The 15600-nt window shown below is 75.7% G+C and carries 12 protein-coding genes; 9 read left to right on the top strand and 3 right to left on the bottom strand.

What is annotated here, in order from left to right; translation table 11 throughout:
- Positions 1–93: 93 nt before the first annotated feature.
- Positions 94–1302, top strand: coding sequence for an MFS transporter (locus ACFVU7_RS19345; RefSeq protein WP_388046106.1), 1209 nt, complete (start codon positions 94–96; stop codon positions 1300–1302).
- 29 nt (positions 1303–1331) lie between these two features.
- Here ACFVU7_RS19345 and ACFVU7_RS19350 read toward each other — a convergent pair whose 3' ends face one another.
- On the bottom strand, positions 1332–2294 hold the full coding sequence (locus ACFVU7_RS19350) for a GlxA family transcriptional regulator (RefSeq protein ID WP_380739222.1): 963 nt from the start codon (positions 2292–2294) through the stop codon (positions 1332–1334).
- 15 nt (positions 2295–2309) lie between these two features.
- On the opposite strand from ACFVU7_RS19350, the gene ACFVU7_RS19355 reads away from it, so the two are divergent.
- Entirely contained in the window at positions 2310–2960 is a 651-nt protein-coding gene (locus ACFVU7_RS19355; protein WP_338016376.1) for a cysteine hydrolase family protein, read from the top strand.
- A 225-nt stretch (positions 2961–3185) separates the two neighbouring features.
- On the opposite strand, the gene ACFVU7_RS19360 is transcribed toward ACFVU7_RS19355, so the two are convergent.
- Positions 3186–3968, bottom strand: a complete 783-nt coding sequence (locus ACFVU7_RS19360; protein ID WP_074005562.1) for an SDR family oxidoreductase — start codon at positions 3966–3968, stop codon at positions 3186–3188.
- Positions 3969–4071: 103 nt separating this feature from the next.
- Between ACFVU7_RS19360 and ACFVU7_RS19365 the strand changes: the two genes are divergently transcribed.
- Positions 4072–5004, top strand: coding sequence for a sigma-70 family RNA polymerase sigma factor (locus tag ACFVU7_RS19365; protein ID WP_388046108.1), 933 nt, complete (start codon positions 4072–4074; stop codon positions 5002–5004).
- 107 nt (positions 5005–5111) lie between these two features.
- Here the strand turns inward: ACFVU7_RS19365 and ACFVU7_RS19370 are convergent, their stop codons facing one another.
- A complete protein-coding gene (locus tag ACFVU7_RS19370; RefSeq protein ID WP_049649370.1) occupies positions 5112–5687 on the bottom strand; it encodes a nucleosidase in 576 nt (191 codons plus the stop codon).
- Between the two features lie 370 nt (positions 5688–6057).
- On the opposite strand from ACFVU7_RS19370, the gene ACFVU7_RS19375 reads away from it, so the two are divergent.
- From ACFVU7_RS19375 to ACFVU7_RS19400, 6 genes are all read left to right on the top strand, one after another.
- A complete protein-coding gene (locus ACFVU7_RS19375) occupies positions 6058–7599 on the top strand; it encodes a hypothetical protein (protein WP_387826134.1) in 1542 nt (513 codons plus the stop codon).
- Between the two features lie 22 nt (positions 7600–7621).
- Positions 7622–8617 carry a glutamate ABC transporter substrate-binding protein gene (locus tag ACFVU7_RS19380; RefSeq protein WP_387826137.1) on the top strand — a complete coding sequence of 332 codons (996 nt, stop codon included), beginning with the start codon at positions 7622–7624 and terminating at the stop codon, positions 8615–8617.
- Positions 8618–8910: 293 nt separating this feature from the next.
- Entirely contained in the window at positions 8911–10272 is a 1362-nt protein-coding gene (locus ACFVU7_RS19385) for a hypothetical protein (RefSeq protein WP_234348701.1), read from the top strand.
- 5 nt (positions 10273–10277) lie between these two features.
- Entirely contained in the window at positions 10278–12812 is a 2535-nt protein-coding gene (locus ACFVU7_RS19390; protein WP_387826140.1) for a tetratricopeptide repeat protein, read from the top strand.
- 3 nt (positions 12813–12815) lie between these two features.
- A complete protein-coding gene (locus tag ACFVU7_RS19395; RefSeq protein ID WP_117489804.1) occupies positions 12816–14126 on the top strand; it encodes a PP2C family serine/threonine-protein phosphatase in 1311 nt (436 codons plus the stop codon).
- A 110-nt stretch (positions 14127–14236) separates the two neighbouring features.
- Positions 14237–15592: a VWA domain-containing protein gene (locus tag ACFVU7_RS19400; protein WP_049660919.1), complete on the top strand. Its 1356-nt coding sequence runs from the start codon at positions 14237–14239 to the stop codon at positions 15590–15592.
- Positions 15593–15600 lie beyond the last annotated feature (8 nt).

Consider the following 15600-nt stretch of genomic DNA (forward strand, 5'->3'; position numbering starts at 1 on the left):
GGCAGGTGGCTGGCCGGGGGCGCGCGGGGCGCCGGAGCATGGCCCCGTCCGGCCGCGCCCCGGCCCCGCCCCAGCCAAGGACCCTCCACCGCCATGCCCCCCGCCCTGCTCGCGCTCGCCGTCAGCGCCTTCGCCGTCGGCACCACCGAGTTCGTCACGAACGGCCTGCTGACCGCCCTCGCCACCGACTTCGACGTCACCGTCGCCCGCGCCGGGCTGGTCACCACCGCCTACGCCGTCGGCCAGGCCTGCGGTCCGGCGCTCGCCCTGCTCACCCTGCGGATGCCCCGCCGGCGCCTGCTCGTCCTGCTGATGCTGCTGTTCACGGCGGGCAACCTCGCCTCGGCCCTCGCGCCGACCTTCGGCCTGCTCCTGGCCACCCGCTTCCTCACCGCGTGCACCCACACCGCCTTCTTCGGCGTCGCCTCCGTCGTGGCCTCCCGGCTCGTCCCGACGGCTCGGCGGGGAGCCGCGATCGCCCTGGTGTTCACCGGGCTGAGCCTGGCCAACGTGCTCGGCCTGCCGATCGGCACCCTGGCCGGGCAGGCCTGGGGCTGGCGCGGGGCGTTCGTGCTGGTCGCCGTGTTCGGCGCGGCGGGACTGCTCGGCCTGCTGCGGCTCCTCCCCCGTACGGACACCGCCCCCACCGACGCCCCCGCCTCCGCCGCGCCCTCGCTCCGCGCCGAACTGGCCGTCTTCGCAGGCCTCCGCCTCTGGCTGGCCCTCGCCGCGACGGCCGTCGGCTTCGGCGGGCTGTTCGCCTCCTTCACCTTCGTCCAGCCGATGCTGACCGCCGTCACCGGCTTCGGAACGGGCGACGTCGTCTGGCTGCTGGCCGTCTACGGCGCCGGGCTGGTCGCGGGCAACTGGCTGGCCGGCCGGGCCGCCGACCGCGCCCTCGTCCCGACGACGGCGGCCCTGTTCGCGGCCCTCGCCCTCACCCTCGCCCTCTTCACCGCCACCGTCCACCACAAGGGCGCCGCCGTGGCCACCCTCTTCCTGCTCGGCTTCTGCGGCTTCGGCCTGCTCACCCCGACCCAGGCCTACGTCCTGCGGGTCGCGGGCCGCGACTCCGCCCTGGTCGGCACCGCCAACACCGCCGCCTTCGGCGTGGGCATCACCCTCGGCTCCCTGCTCGGCGCCGCCGTCATCGAACACGGCGGCCCCCACCCCGACACCGCCCTCCCCCTCACCAACCTCGCCGGCGCCGCCATGACGGCCCTCGGCCTGCTGGTCTTCGCCCTCTCCGCCGCGACCGGCCCCCGCCGCCCCGCCACCGCCGCTCCATCAACTCCCGGATGAAGTCCACCGGTTCAGCCGGTCCGAACCGCTCAGCCGTCCTCGCGGCCGCGGAAGGCCCGACGGTACTCGCGGGGGGCGACGCCGACCCGGTCCACGAAGACCGGCCGCAGGGAGACCGCGGAGGCGAAGCCGCAGTGGGTGGCGACGGTGTCGACGGGCAGGTCGGTCTCCTCCAGGAGGCGCTGGGCGGTGAGGACGCGCTGGTCGAGGAGCCAGCGCATCGGGGTGGTGCCGGTGGTGGCGGTGAAACGACGGGCGAAGGTGCGTTCGGACATCAGGGCGGCGGCGGCCATCCGGCGCACCGTCCAGGGGGTGTCGAGGGAGGCCAGGACCTCGGCGCGGAGGCGGGCCAGCGGGTCGTCGCCGACGGCGGCGTCCGGGACCGGGGAGGGCAGGAACTGGTTCTGGCCGCCCGCCCGGAAGGGCGCGGTGACCATGGCGCGGGCGATGGTGGCGGCGGCCCGCTGGCCGTGGGCGGTGCGGACGAGGTGCAGGCAGAGGTCGATGCCCGCCGCGACGCCGGCCGAGGTCCACAGGCCGTCGCCGCCGGTGAAGAGCACCTCGGGCCGGACCGTCACCGCCGGGAAGCGGCGGGCGAGTTCGGGGGCGAGCGCCCAGTGGGTGGTGGCCTCGCGGCCGTCCAGCAGGCCGGCCTCGGCGAGGACGAAGGCGCCCGCGCAGAGCGAGGCGATCGGGACGCCCGCCGCGGCGACGGCCCGCAGGGCGCCCAGGACCTCCGGGGTGTGCCGGGCCCCCGGGTCCTCGACGCCCGGCACCACCACCAGGTCGCAGTCGGTGAGCGCGCCCAGGGCGTGGTCGGGGAGCCGCTCCAGCCCGCCGCCCAGCCGCACCCGGGCGCCCTCCGGCCCGCAGACCCGCAGGTCGAAGAGGGGCTGGCCGGGCCGGATGGCCCGGTTCGCCCACACCTCGCCGATCACGGCGTAGTCGAAGGCCCGGACACCGTCGAAGATCAGGCAACCCACCGTACGCATGGCAGGAATCTATCGATGGTCGGCATCTCCGCCCATCACGCCTCCCCGGCCCCGCCGACCACCATGGACGGCATGACGAACCTCGACGCCTTCGACGCCCCCCTCGCCCTCGACCCCGACGCCGTCCTGCTGCTCATCGACGTCCAGAAGGGCTTCGAGGCCCCCGCCTTCGGCCCCCGCGACAACCCGCAGGCCGAGCAGCGGATGGCCGAGCTGATCACCGCCTGGCAGGACACCGACCGCCCGATCGTCACCGTGCAGCACGACGGCCCGGGCACGCCGCTGGCCGGGGGCACCCCGGGGCACGACCTGAAGGACTTCGTCGCCGGGCTCACCCCGGCGCTGCACGTCACCAAGACCGTCAACAGCGCCTTCTACGGCACCCCCGACCTGCACGCCTGGCTGCAGGAGCGCGGCGCCCGGCAGGTGGTGGTCACCGGGATCATCACCAACGTGTGCTGCGAGACCACCGCCCGGATGGCCGGCAACCTCGGCTACGACGCGATCTTCCCCACCGACGCCATGCACTCCTTCGACATGGCCGGCCCGGACGGCACCACCATCCCGGCCGCCGACCTCGCCCGCGCCACGGCCGCCACCCTGCACGCGATGCGCTTCGCCAAGGTGGTGACCACCGAGGACGTCACCGGAGCCGCCCGGGCCTGAACAGCGGCTCGTAGGCGTTGCCCTCCTCGGCATTGAGCAGCACGTACGACGCCCCGGGGCCCAGCGCGAGCTCCCGCAGCCGCGCCAGGGCCCCGAAGGCCGGGGGACGTCGGGCCCGAGCACGGCGGCCGGGGGGCCGCTGAGCCCAAGCGCGGCGGCGGAGTCGGCGCGGACGGCGTCGAGGAGGGGCACGGCGGCCACCCCACGGACCACGACGGGCAGCCGTCAGGCCGCCAGCCGCTCCGCCAGGTACTCCTCCCAGGTCCGCCGCCCGTGGTCGGCGCCCGCCGGGGCCAGGTTCTCCCCCGCCCGGTACGCCCGCCCGACCTTGCCCGGCACCCGGAGCGGCAGCCGCCGGCGGCTGCGGCCGCGCGCCGCGAGGTAGCCGCGGGTCAGCTCCTCCATCGCGTACACCGTCGGACCGGCCAGGTCGGGCACCGCCCCGGCCGGCTCGCCCAGCGCCAACTCCACCAGCCGGGCGGCGACTTCCCGTACGTCCACGGGCTGCCAACGGACCCCGCCGGGGGCCGGGACGAGCGGCAGCCGGGCCGTCTTCTCCGCCACCGTGAACGCCAGGTCGTGGAACTGCGCGGCCCGCAGGACCGTGTACGGCAGGCCCGAGTCGGCCACCGCCCGCTCGGCGGCGTGCTTGGCCCGGAAGTAGCCGAGCGGCAGCCGGTCCGCGCCGATCACCGAGATGTACACCAGGTGCCGCACCCCGGCCCGCCGGGCGGCGGCGACCAGCAGCCGGGTGGCGACGTCGTCGCCCTTGGGGCCGCCCGCCAGGTGCAGCACGGTGTCCACGCCCGCCAGCGCCCCGTCCAGCCGGGCGGCCGCCGTCGCCGGGTCGCCGAGCAGGTCGCCGCGCACGTACGCGACGCCGTCGGCGTCCGGGCGCTCCCGCCGGCTGAGCACCCGCACCGGCAGCCCGGCCGCGCGCAGCAGCGGGACCACCTGCCGGCCCAGGGTCCCGGTACCTCCGGTGACCAGCACCGTGTTCTTCGTCATGACCGTCTCCGATTCGTCCCGGGAGGGGAGTTGATCTCCCCGCCGCGGCCGTTGTTGGGTGACTCCTGCTGCCCTGACCCCCGGCGACGAAGGAATGTGACACGTGGACGAGAAGGTGGACGGGGAATCCGCCCGGACCGCGCTCTTCGAGGAGCACCGCCCGCACCTGCGCGCGGTCGCGTACCGGATGCTCGGCTCGATCAGCGAGGCCGAGGACGCCCTCCAGGAGGCCTGGCTCCGCTACGACCGCACCGACACCGCCGGGGTGGACAACCTCGGCGGCTGGCTGACCACGGTGGTCTCCCGGGTCTGCCTGAACCTGCTGCGCACCCGCGCCCAGCGCCGCGAGGAGCCGCTGGAGCCCGCCGGGCCGGGCGGCGAGCCGGGCCCGCCGCGCATCCCGGACCCTCTGCTGCGGCGCGAGGGCGTGGTGGACCCGGAGCAGGAGGTGATGCTCGCGGACTCGGTCGGGCTGGCGCTGATGGTGGTGATGGAGTCGCTGTCACCGGCCGAGCGGGTCGCCTTCGTGCTGCACGACCTGTTCGCGGTGCCGTTCGAGGAGATCGCCCCGCTGATCGAGAAGACCGCCGCCGCCACCCGCCAGCTGGCCAGCCGGGCCCGCCGCAAGGTGCAGGGGCAGGCGCCCGCGCCCGACCCGGACCTCGGCCGGCAGCGGGCGGCCGTGGACGCGTTCTTCGCCGCCGCCCGCAACGGCGACCTGGACGCGCTGCTCGCCGTGCTCGACCCGGACGTGGTGCTGCGCTCGGACGGCGGCGCGCTGCTGGCCCGGCACACCGTGGTGCTCTCGGGCGCCGGCACGGTGGCCGGCCAGGCCGTCCTGTGGGGCACGCTGTCGCCGTTCGCCCGCCCGGCGCTGGTCAACGGCACCGCGGGCGCGGTGGTCATCGGCGACAACGGCCGGCCGCTGTCGGTCATGGCGTTCACCGTGGTGGACGGCGCGATCGTCGCGATCGACGTGCTCACCGACCCGGAGCGGCTGGCGGGCCTGGACCTCACCGACTTCCGGAACGGCTGACCCGGGAGGCGGGGCGGGGAGGGCGGCCGCGCCCTCCCCGGTCAAGCCCGGTCGGCCCTGCGTTCCCCCCGGTCACCGCGCCACCCTGACCAGCCCCTGAGAGGACGTCACCAGCCCTGCGCGACCACCCAGTCGGCCAGCTTCCGGGCGCAGTCGTCCACCGCCTCCTTCCAGCTGTGCTCCGCACCGTCCCCGGCCTGGTCGCTGACGTGCTTGACCAGCCGCACCGGCAGCCCGGCGCGGTGGGCGACGGTGGCGACGGCGTAGCCCTCCATGTCCACCAGGTCGGCGTGCTCGGCGAGCCGGTCGCGGGCGTCCGTGTCGGAGACGAAGAGGTCGCCGGTGGCCAGCACCGGGCCGTCGCCCTTGCCGATCACCAGCGGGGCCCCGTACTCACGCCCGGTGAGCGCGTGCAGGGCGGCGGTGTCGAGGTCGTGCTGGATCACCTGGACCACGTGGTGGGTGCCCTCCCAGCCGGGGCGCAGCGCGCCGGCCGTACCGAGGTTGATCACCTCGGACGGCTTCTCGCCCTGCGCGAGGACGGTGGCCAGCGCGACGGCGGCGTTGACCTTCCCTATCCCGGTGAGCAGCACGGGCAGGCGGTCGTCCAGGTGGGCGGCCTCCTCGCGCACGGCGACGACGAGCAGCGGACGGTCGGGCGAGATCGTTCCAAGCAGGCGCATACCTCCATCGTACGGAGCGAGGGGTCGCCGCACCCGGGAAAGCCCGCCCGCAACCGGACCCCCGCGCTCCGCCCGGCCGGGGGAACCGCGTAGGGTGCGGCCCGCGTCGGACGGTTCGCCACCTCTCGGGACGACCGGCAGGAGACGACCGGCGGGAGCGGCACGAACCGTACGGGCCATACGGGACCGTACGGGCCGCACCGGCGGCGCCGACGGCACCGGCCGCGCCGGTGCCACGGGCCGTCCGGGGGACGTGCACGACATGCTCAAGATCGGCGCAAGTCAGGTGTGGTCGGGGGGAGTCACGGCCATACTGCTGCCATCGGTCGGGCCCCGGGGACGGGCCCGGCCCCAGGGGAGGATGAGGCGGGTGGCAACACCAGTAGGCAACGGCGCGTCCGGCGCCGCGTTCCCGGCACGGCCGAACCAGCTGCCGGGGGCGCCGGGCGCCGCGGTGGCGACGGCCGTGCCGGTGGCGGCGGCCGCACCGGGGGCACCGGCCGTCCCCGGATCGGCACCGCTCGCGAAGTCCGGCGGGGCGCCCCCGGCGGCCAGACCCGGTGGGGCGCCCGAGAAGCGCCCTCCGGCGGCCGTCGCCACCGGCGTGCGCGCCCGGCTCGCACAGGCCACCCGCACGCCCCCAGGGCGGCTGCGACTGGCCGGCGTGGTGCTCGCGGTGCTCACCGTCGCCTTCGGCGGGCTCACCGCCTGGCAGCTGGAGACCAGGGCGCAGGCCGCCGACCGGGTGGTCTCGTACAGCCAGCCGCTCAGCCGGGACGCCGCCGAGATCCACCGCAGCCTGGCCGACGCCGCCACCACCGCGGCGAGCGGCTTCCTGCTGGCCGGCGCCGAGCCCGACGCGGTCCGCACCCGCTACGAGCAGGACATCGCCACCGCCGCCAAGCTGATCGCCCAGGCTGCCGCCCGGACCACCGCGACCTCGCCCGCCCAGGGCTCGCTCTCCCGGCTGAACCAGCAACTCCCCGCCTACGCCGGCCTGGTGGAGACCGCGCGGGCCGACAACCGGCAGGGCATCCCGCTCGGCGGCGCCTACCTGCGGTACGCCTCCGAGCAGATGCAGACCGTGCTGCTGCCGGCCGCCGCCGAACTGGCCGCGGCCGAGAACCAGGAGCTGGCCGACGACTACGCCGAGGCCAAGGCGGTGCCGTGGGGGGCGTACGGCCTGGCGCTGGTCACCCTGGCCGCGCTGGCCTGGGTGCAGCTCACGCTGTTCCGCCGCACCAACCGGGTGTTCAACATCGGGCTGCTGGGCGCCACCGCCGCCGTCCTGGCCGGCGGGCTGTGGCTGGCCGTCACCGGTCTGACCACCAGCGCGGCGCTCAAGCGGAGCGTCCACGAAGGCGCGGCCCCGCTGAAGGCGCTCAACACCGCCCGGGCGGACGTACTGACCGCCCGGCTGGCGGAGAACCTCCACTTCGTCGCCCGCGGCTCGACCACCAAGTACGCCGACCAGTGGACGAAGGCCGTCGGAGACCTCGCCGGAACCACCGACGTCCCGGCGGACCGGTCCGCCGGCTCGCTGCCGGAGGCCCTCCGCCTGGCCCCCTCGGCCGCCCAGCCGGGCGTCCGGGAGGCCGCCAAGCAGTTCGACGAGTGGCGCAAACGGCACGATGAGGCCCGGAAGCGGGAGGTGTTCGAGGCCGACTACCAGGGCGCGCTGGAGGCCACCGTGACGGCCAAGGGCGACGCGGCCACCGCCGACGCCTCCTTCAACGCCACCGACAAGGCGCTCGCCCAGGCCGCCGACATCGAGCAGGACCGCTTCAAGCAGGCCGCCGAGGGCACCGGCGGGGACCTGCGCACCGCCGCCGTCGCCGCCGCGCTGCTCGGCCTGGTGGCCGCGGCCGCCGCGCTGCGCGGCCTGGGCCGGCGACTGGCCGAGTACCGGTAACGGGCAAGGGGGAGAGCGACCGATGCGCACCAGGGGTTTCAGGAGCTTCAGAGGTTCCAGTGGTTCCGGCCGTTCCGGCGGTTCCGGGAGGAGGACCAGGCCCGCCGTCGCGGTGGCCCTGCTGGCGGCCGGCGCGGCCGTGCTCGCCGGGGGCGGCCCGGTCGGCGCCGCGCCGGCGGCCCTGCACCGGACGAAGCAGGACCAGCAGGAGCAGCAGGAGCAGGCCGACGGCTGCGACGTCACGAAGAGCGTGCCGCCGAGCACCGACGACGGCCCGGCCGTGAAGGCCATCAAGGCCAGGCGCAGCCTGGTGATCGGCGTGGACCAGAACAGCTACCGCTGGGGCGCCCGCAACCCGAACACCGGCCAGATCGAGGGCTTCGACATCGACCTCGCCCGGGCGATCGGCGCGGCCGTCATGGGCGACCCGGAGAAGGTGGTGCTCAAGCCGGTGGCCACGGCCGACCGGATCGACGCCATCAAGAAGGGCCGGGTCGACCTGATCGTCCGCACCATGACGATCAACTGCAAGCGGATGGAGGACGTCGCCTTCTCCAAGCCGTACTTCAACATCACCCAGCGCGTCCTGGTGCCGACGGCCTCGCCGGCGAAGAACATCGACGACGCCGTCAAGGACCAGCGGGTCTGCGCCGCCGCCGGCTCCACCGCGCTGACCGTGGTCACGGAGAAGAAGACCGCCCGGCAGGTCGTCACGGTGGAGAACCAGCTGGACTGCCTGGTCCTGATGCAGCTCGGCAAGGTCGACGCGACCATGACCGACAACGGCCTGGCGGCCGGTCAGGCCGCGCAGGACCAGACCGTGCGGATCGTGGACGGCGAGGCCCAGCCGGAGGTGGTCGGCGTCGCCATGCTGAAGGACAGCACCGACCTGACCGCCCGCGTCAACCAGGTCCTGGCCGACTACTACGCGCGCGGCGACTGGGCCCGTTCGTACGAGCACTGGCTCAAGCCGTACATGCTCAACGAGGCCGACCGCTACTGGCCGGGCACCCGCTGAGCCGGAGTCGGGGCCGCCCCGGGGTCCGCCCCGGGCCGGTCCGGGGGCGACGCGGGGGACGGCGCGGGGGAGGTAGCGCGCGGGCCGTCAGCGGGGCGTTGACGGTGCCTTGACGCCCCGCGCCCGCTCCGCCCGAACGGCCACCGGCTAGGGTTCGGGACGATCACCACGGGGAGACCGGTGGTGGACACGGGGGTTGTCGTGGGACCGCACGTCCGGTACGTCCAGCACGTCAGGTACGTCAGGAACGTCAGGCACGTCGGGATCGCACGCGAGGAAGGAAGGACACCGCGGTGGCGGCATCGGCTGGCCCGGTACTGAACCGGGAGGAGGTCGACCGCGCGCTCGCCCGCCTCGGCGCGGAGCGGGACGCGGTCGAGTCGGCGCTGCTCGCCCTCCAGGACCACTCGGGCCTGCGGCTGCTGGACGGCGCCGAGCTGTCCGGACGCACCCTGGAGCGCTGGTCCGTCGCCGGCAAGGGCCTGCCCCTGCTCTGGGCGCTGTTCGACCGCTACTCCGAGGCGCTGGCCTCGGCGCGCGCCGTCCGGGCCCGCAAGGCCAAGCCCGGCGCACCCGAACTGGCCGAGCTGAGCGAACTGCTGACCGGCGACGCGGTGACCGTCCCCGGCGGGGTGGTGCCGGACGGCCCGCAGGTGCTCGGCGCGCCGGCCAGGCTGGTCGAGCGGATCAGCCTGGACGCGCTGATGGTCCGGATGAACTCCTGGTACGCCACCGTGCTGGAGGTGGTCAGCGCCGCCGACGCCGTCTGGTCGGCGCTGCCCGCCCGGATCGACCTGCTGCTGGCCGAGCTCCAGCGGGTGCGCACCCTCGCCGCCTCGCTCGGCGTGCGCACCGGGAGCCACCCGCTGGGCGACGACCTGGCCGGGATCGAGCAGGACCTCACCGGGCTGCGCGCCGAGGTCCACGGGGACCCGCTGGCGCTGTGGCGCCCGGCCCGGGTGCCCGCCCAGCGCGGCACCGTCCCGGAGGGCTCGGCCTTCGCCGGCCCGGCCGGGGTGGTCGACACCGAGCGGTTCGACCGGGCCGGGCGGGCGCTGGACGGCGTCCGGCTGGAGCTGGAGGACCTGCTGCGGCTGCGCGACGAGGCCGAGGAGCGCCTCCAGGGCGTCGGCGACCTCCTCCAGCGGGCCGACGCCACCCTGGCCGAGGCCCGCCGGGCGCGCGGCGAGGTGCTGGCGAAGATAGCGTCCAGCGACGTCCCGGCGGTGCCCGGACCGGCCTCGGCGCTGCGCGAACGGATCGTCGCGGCCCTGGACCTGCGCCAGGCCGGGCAGTGGGGCCGGCTGGCGCCGCTGCTGGACACGCTGGAGGACGCCGCCGCCAAGGAGCTGGGCCGGGCCCGGCAGTCGCTCACCGAGGTGACCCAGCCGCTGGCTGTCCGGGCCGAGCTGCGCGGCCGGCTGGACGCCTACAAGGCGATGGCGGCCCGGCTGCGGGTCTCCGAGGACCCGGAAGTGATCGAACGGTACGAGAAGGCGCGCTGGCTGCTGTGGAGCGCGCCCTGCGACCTGCGGGCGGCGGCCGCCGCGGTGGCCCGGTTCCAGCAGTCGCTGCGCCCGGCCCAGACCGAGGCCGGGCAGGCACAGGAGGCGGCCGGCCAGGAGCCGGCCGACGGACAGGTCCAGGGGGGCTGAGGGTGATGGGCGGGACGTGCGAACGGCCGGAGTGCTCCGGCAGCGGCAGGATCGACGCCGACGGCTACTGCGACGAGTGCGGGCTCGCCCCGGCGGGCGGGACCACCGCGACGACCGGAGCGGCGGGGGCACCGGGCGCGGGGGCGACGGGGACACCGGCGGCTGGGGCACCGGCGGCCGCCGGCCCCGGCGCGCCCTGCCCGCGCGACTGCTCCGGCACCATCGACCCGGACGGCTACTGCGACGAGTGCGGCCTGACCCCGCCCGGCGGCGACACCGGCGCCACCCAGCCCCACGTCCCCTCCGCCCGGGTCTCCCCCGGCCGCGGCCACGACGGCTCCGCCCGCTCGCTGTCGGTCCGCACCGGCTCGGCCCGCTCAATGTCCGGCCGCTCCCGCTCGCACCGCTCGACCCGCACCGGCAGCAGCCGCTCCCTCTCGGTCCGCTCCACCCGGGGCGGCTCCACCGCCGGCACCCGCAACCGGCTGGGCGCCGGCCTGGTCACCGTGCCGACCGTCGAGGCGGCCGACCCGTCCCAGGCGGTGCTGGCCGACCCCGAGGTGCCCGAGCGCAAGCGGTTCTGCTCCAAGTGCGAGACCCCGGTGGGCCGGGAGAAGAACGGCCGCCCCGGCCGCCCGGACGGCTTCTGCACCAAGTGCGGCACGCCGTACTCGTTCACGCCCAAGCTGCGCCGCGGCGACCTGGTCGGCGGGCAGTACGAGGTGGTGGGCTGCCTGGCGCACGGCGGGCTCGGCTGGATCTACCTGGCGGTGGACCGGCGGGTCCACGACAAGTGGGTGGTGCTCAAGGGCCTGCTGGACACCGGGGACGAGGACGCGCTCGCGGCGGCCGTCGCCGAGCGGCGCTTCCTGGCCGAGGTGGACCACCCGAACATCGTCCGGATCATCAACTTCGCCGAGCACCCGGACCTGCGCACCGGCTCCACCGACGGCTACATCGTGATGGAGTACGTCGGCGGGAAGTCGCTCAAGGACATCGCCAACGAGCGCCGCACCGCGGACGGCCGGCGCGAACCGCTGCCCGTCGAGCAGGGGATCGCCTACGCGCTGGAGGCGCTGCCGGCCCTGGGCTACCTGCACGGCCGGGGCCTGGTGTACTGCGACTTCAAGATCGACAACGTGATCCAGAGCGGCGACACGCTCAAGGTCATAGACATGGGCGCGGTCCGCCGCTTCGACGACGACGGCCCGATCTACGGCACCATCGGCTACCAGGCCCCGGAGATCGCCACCGACGGCCCCTCCGTCGCCTCCGACCTGTACACCGTGGCCCGCACCCTCGCGGTGCTCACCTTCGACTTCCAGGGCTACAGCGGCACCTACCGCGACTCGCTGCCCGGCCCGGAACAGGTCGAGGTCTTCGCCAGGTACGAGTCGTACTACCGCTTCCTGGTCCGCGCCACCGACCCGGACCCGGCCCGCCGCTTCGCCTCCGCCGAGGAGATGGCCGACCAGCTCACCGGCGTGCTGCGGGAGGTCCTGGCCCTCCAGGACGACCGGCCCCGGCCCGCGCCATCCACCCTGTTCGGCCCCGAACTGCGCGTCGTGGACACCGAGTTGGTCCTGCCCACCGAACAGGCCGGGCAGCTCCGGGTGGCCCCCCTGGACCCGGCCGCCGCCGCCCTCGCACTGCCCGTCCCCCGGGTCGACCCCGGCGACCCGAACGCGGGCTTCCTCGCTGTCCTGGTCACCCCCGACCCCGAGGAGACGCTCGCCGCACTGGCCGCCGCGCCCGCCGTCTCGGTCGAGAGCCGGCTGCGCGAACTGCGCGCCCTGCTCGAACTCGGCCGCCACGACGACGCGGTGAACCGCCTCACCGAGCTGGAGCGGGACCAGCCGGACGACTGGCGGGTGGTCTGGTACCGCGGGCTGACCGCCCTCGTCGACGGCTCCTCCACCGCCCTGCGGGCTGCTGCGGAGGCCTTCGACGCCGTCTACGACGCCTTCCCCGGCGAGGCCGCCCCCAAGCTGGCCCTCGCCATCTGCGCCGAGCTGCTCGGCGACGGCGGCGACGCGGCCGAGTTCTACCGGCTGGTGTGGGCCACCGACCACGCCTACCTGAGCGCCGCCTTCGGGCTGGCCCGGGTCCGGCTGGCCGAGGAGGACCGGACCGCCGCGGTCCGCGTCCTGGAGACCGTCCCGGCCACCTCCAGCCACTACACCGCCGCCCGGATCGCCGCCGTCCGGGCCCGGCTGCGCGAGCGCCGGACCACCGACGACCTGGCCGCCGACCTCGGCGCGAGCTCCGCCCAGCTGACCGCGCTGCGGCTGGACGCCCGCCGCCGCGAGGAGCTCGCCGTCGAGGTGCTCGACACGGCCCTCGGCTGGGTCGGCGCCGAGGAGGCGGCCGGCCGGCGCACCACCGACCTGGTGGTACTGGGACGTCCCGCACAGGAGCGGGAACTGCGCTTCGCCCTGGAACAGTCCTACCGGGTACTCGCCCGGTTGGCCGACCGGGCGGAGACCAGGATCGAGATGGTGGAACGGGCCAACCGTGCCCGTCCCAGGACGTGGGTGTAGCAGATGCCGCAGCAGACCGAGTGCCCGAGCTGTTCGGAGCCGATGGACCAGGAGGACGCCTACTGCGGCTCCTGCGGGACCGGCCGGGACGGCCGGGCGGCCCCCGGCTCGATGCCCACGAGCTGGGCCGCCGCCCGCGGCGAGGCCGTACCGTCGCCGCGCGGGCAGGTCTGCGTGCACTGCGGGCAGCCGCAGGTCGCCCCGGACGGCTACTGCGAGGGCTGCGGCAGCGCCCAGCCGCGCCCGCGCGACCACATGGAGAAGGCGCTCGGGGGCGTCGCCGGGGTCAGCGACCGCGGCGTGCGCCACCACCGCAACGAGGACTCCTTCACCGTCGCCGCGACCTCGCTGCCCGGCGGCGAGCCGGTCGTGGTCGCCGTGGTGTGCGACGGCGTCTCCTCCTCCGACCGCCCGGACGAGGCCTCGGAGACCGCCGTGGACGCCGCCTCCGAGTCGCTGCTGACCGCCCTGGAAGCCGGCCGGGACCCGAACTCGGCGATGCGCCAGGCCGTCGCCGACGCCGCCGACGCGGTCGCCGGCCTCGCCACCGACGGCGCCGGCCCCACCCGGCCCGACCTCAACGCGCCCGCCTGCACCTTCGTCAGCGCGATAGCCGCGGGCGGCCGGGTCACCATCGGGTGGGTCGGCGACACCCGGGCGTACTGGATCCCGGACGACCGCGCCGCCGCCGAGCCGTTCCGGCTCACCCAGGACGACTCCTGGGCGGCCCGGATGGTCGAGGCCGGGCTGATGAGCGAGGCCGAGGCCTACGCCGACCCCCGCGCGCACGCGATCACCGGCTGGCTCGGCGCCGACGCCGAGGAGGTCGTGCCGCACACCCTCGACTTCACCCCGCACGTCCCCGGGGTGGTGCTGATCTGCACCGACGGGCTGTGGAACTACGCCGAGGCGGCCACCGACCTGGCGTACTACGTGCGCCCGGACGCCCGCACCGAACCGCTCGCCACGGCGCAGACCCTGGTGAAGTTCGCGGTCGCGGCCGGCGGCCACGACAACATCACCGTCGCCGTGCTGCCGATCGACCCGCCGGCCGCCGCCCTCGAGGCGGCCGAGGAGACCCCCACCGCGTTCGACCTGCCGGTGATCGCTCCGCGCGCGGCCGCCCGGCCGGCCCCGGAGGAGGACGAGGACTACGAGCCGACCCTGCCGGACCTCCCGGTGATCGGCTCCGCCGCCGCCCCGCTGCCCCCGGCCCCGCCCGTACCCCCGGTCCCCCCGGCGCCGTCCGTCCCGCCGACCGCGCCCGCCGTTCCGCCCGTCCCGCCGCAGCCGCCGCACCCGCCGACGGCCTGACCCGACCACCCGCCGGACGCTCCGGCGGCACGGCCCGCCGGCCCCGCCCGGCGGGCCGCCCCACCGTCCTGAGCACGTCCACCCCTCACCCGACGGGAGCCGACCGCCCCATGGCAACACTGGCGAAGCCGAACCTGCCCAGGTTCAACGTGGAGATCTTCCAGAACGAGTACCTGGCCGACGGCGCCCGCGAGGTCAACGCCATCGTCACCGTCACGGCGACCGGCGGCGGCACCTCGGGCGGCCGGCCCCTCGGCTTCGCCGACGCCACCGCGGCGGGCGCCGGCACCGCGGCGGCCGTGGTCGTCCTGGTGGACTGCTCGGGCTCGATGGACTACCCCAAGACCAAGATCAACGGCGCCCGCGAGGCCACCGCCGCCGCCATCGACGCGCTGCGCGACGGCACCGCCTTCGCGGTCGTCGCCGGCACCCACGAGGCCCGCGACATCTACCCCGGCGACGGCACCCTCGCCACCGCCTCCGCCACCACCCGCGCGCAGGCCAAGGAGTCGCTGCGCCGGCTCACCGCGGCCGGCGGCACCGCGATGGGCACCTGGCTGGCCAAGGCCGACCAGCTCTTCCTCACCCGCCGCGACATCGCCATCCGGCACGCCGTCCTGCTCACCGACGGCAACAACGAGCACGAGTCGGCCGAGGACCTGGCCCGCACCGTCGAACGGGTGACCGGCCACTTCACCGCCGACTGCCGCGGCGTGGGCACCGACTGGCGGATCGACGAGCTGCGCCGCATCTCCTCGGCGCTGCTCGGCACCACCGACATCGTCGCCGAGCCCTCCGGCCTGGCCGAGGACTTCCGCTCGATGATGGCCGGCGCGATGGGCAAGCAGGTCGCCGACGTCGCGCTGCGGATCTGGACCCCGGCCAACGCCAGGGTCCGGTTCGTCAAGCAGGTCGCCCCCGCGGTCGAGGACCTGAGCTCCCGCCGCACCGAGGCCGGCCCCCGGGCCGGCGACTACCCCACCGGCTCCTGGGGCGACGAGAGCCGCGACTACCACGTCTGCGTCGAGGTGCCGGCCGCCTCGGTCGGCAACGAGATGCTGGCCGCCCGGATCAGCCTGGTGCTGCCCGAGCAGGTCGCCGGCGGCACCCCCGAGGTGCTCACCCAGGGCCTGGTCAAGGCGGTCTGGACCGACGACCTGGCCTCCTCCACCCGGATCAGCCCGCAGGTCGCCCACTACACCGGGCAGGCCGAGCTCGCCTCCTCCATCCAGGAGGGCCTGGAGGCCCACCGGGCCGGGGACGTCGACCGGGCGACCGCCAAGCTGGGCGCCGCCGTCCGGATCGCCCACGCGACCGGGAACGAGGGCACCTACAAGCTGCTCCAGAAGGTGGTGGACGTGGTGGACCCGAAGGAGGGTACGGTTCGGTTCCGTAAGAACGTGAGCGAGGCCGACTCGATGACCCTTGAGACCCGGTCGACCAAGACGGTACGTGTGAAGAAGTGACCGCTGAA

The organism is Kitasatospora sp. NPDC058046, from assembly GCF_042885595.1.
Classification (GTDB): domain Bacteria; phylum Actinomycetota; class Actinomycetes; order Streptomycetales; family Streptomycetaceae; genus Kitasatospora.

Coding starts and splice junctions, on each gene's coding strand:
- ACFVU7_RS19345 (WP_388046106.1), top strand. CDS start 94: ATGCCCCCCGCCCTGCTCGCGCTCGCCGTCAGCGCCTTCGCCGTCGGC.
- ACFVU7_RS19350 (WP_380739222.1), bottom strand. CDS start 2,294: ATGCGTACGGTGGGTTGCCTGATCTTCGACGGTGTCCGGGCCTTCGAC.
- ACFVU7_RS19355 (WP_338016376.1), top strand. CDS start 2,310: ATGGTCGGCATCTCCGCCCATCACGCCTCCCCGGCCCCGCCGACCACC.
- ACFVU7_RS19360 (WP_074005562.1), bottom strand. CDS start 3,968: ATGACGAAGAACACGGTGCTGGTCACCGGAGGTACCGGGACCCTGGGC.
- ACFVU7_RS19370 (WP_049649370.1), bottom strand. CDS start 5,687: ATGCGCCTGCTTGGAACGATCTCGCCCGACCGTCCGCTGCTCGTCGTC.
- ACFVU7_RS19380 (WP_387826137.1), top strand. CDS start 7,622: ATGCGCACCAGGGGTTTCAGGAGCTTCAGAGGTTCCAGTGGTTCCGGC.
- ACFVU7_RS19390 (WP_387826140.1), top strand. CDS start 10,278: ATGGGCGGGACGTGCGAACGGCCGGAGTGCTCCGGCAGCGGCAGGATC.
- ACFVU7_RS19395 (WP_117489804.1), top strand. CDS start 12,816: ATGCCGCAGCAGACCGAGTGCCCGAGCTGTTCGGAGCCGATGGACCAG.
- ACFVU7_RS19400 (WP_049660919.1), top strand. CDS start 14,237: ATGGCAACACTGGCGAAGCCGAACCTGCCCAGGTTCAACGTGGAGATC.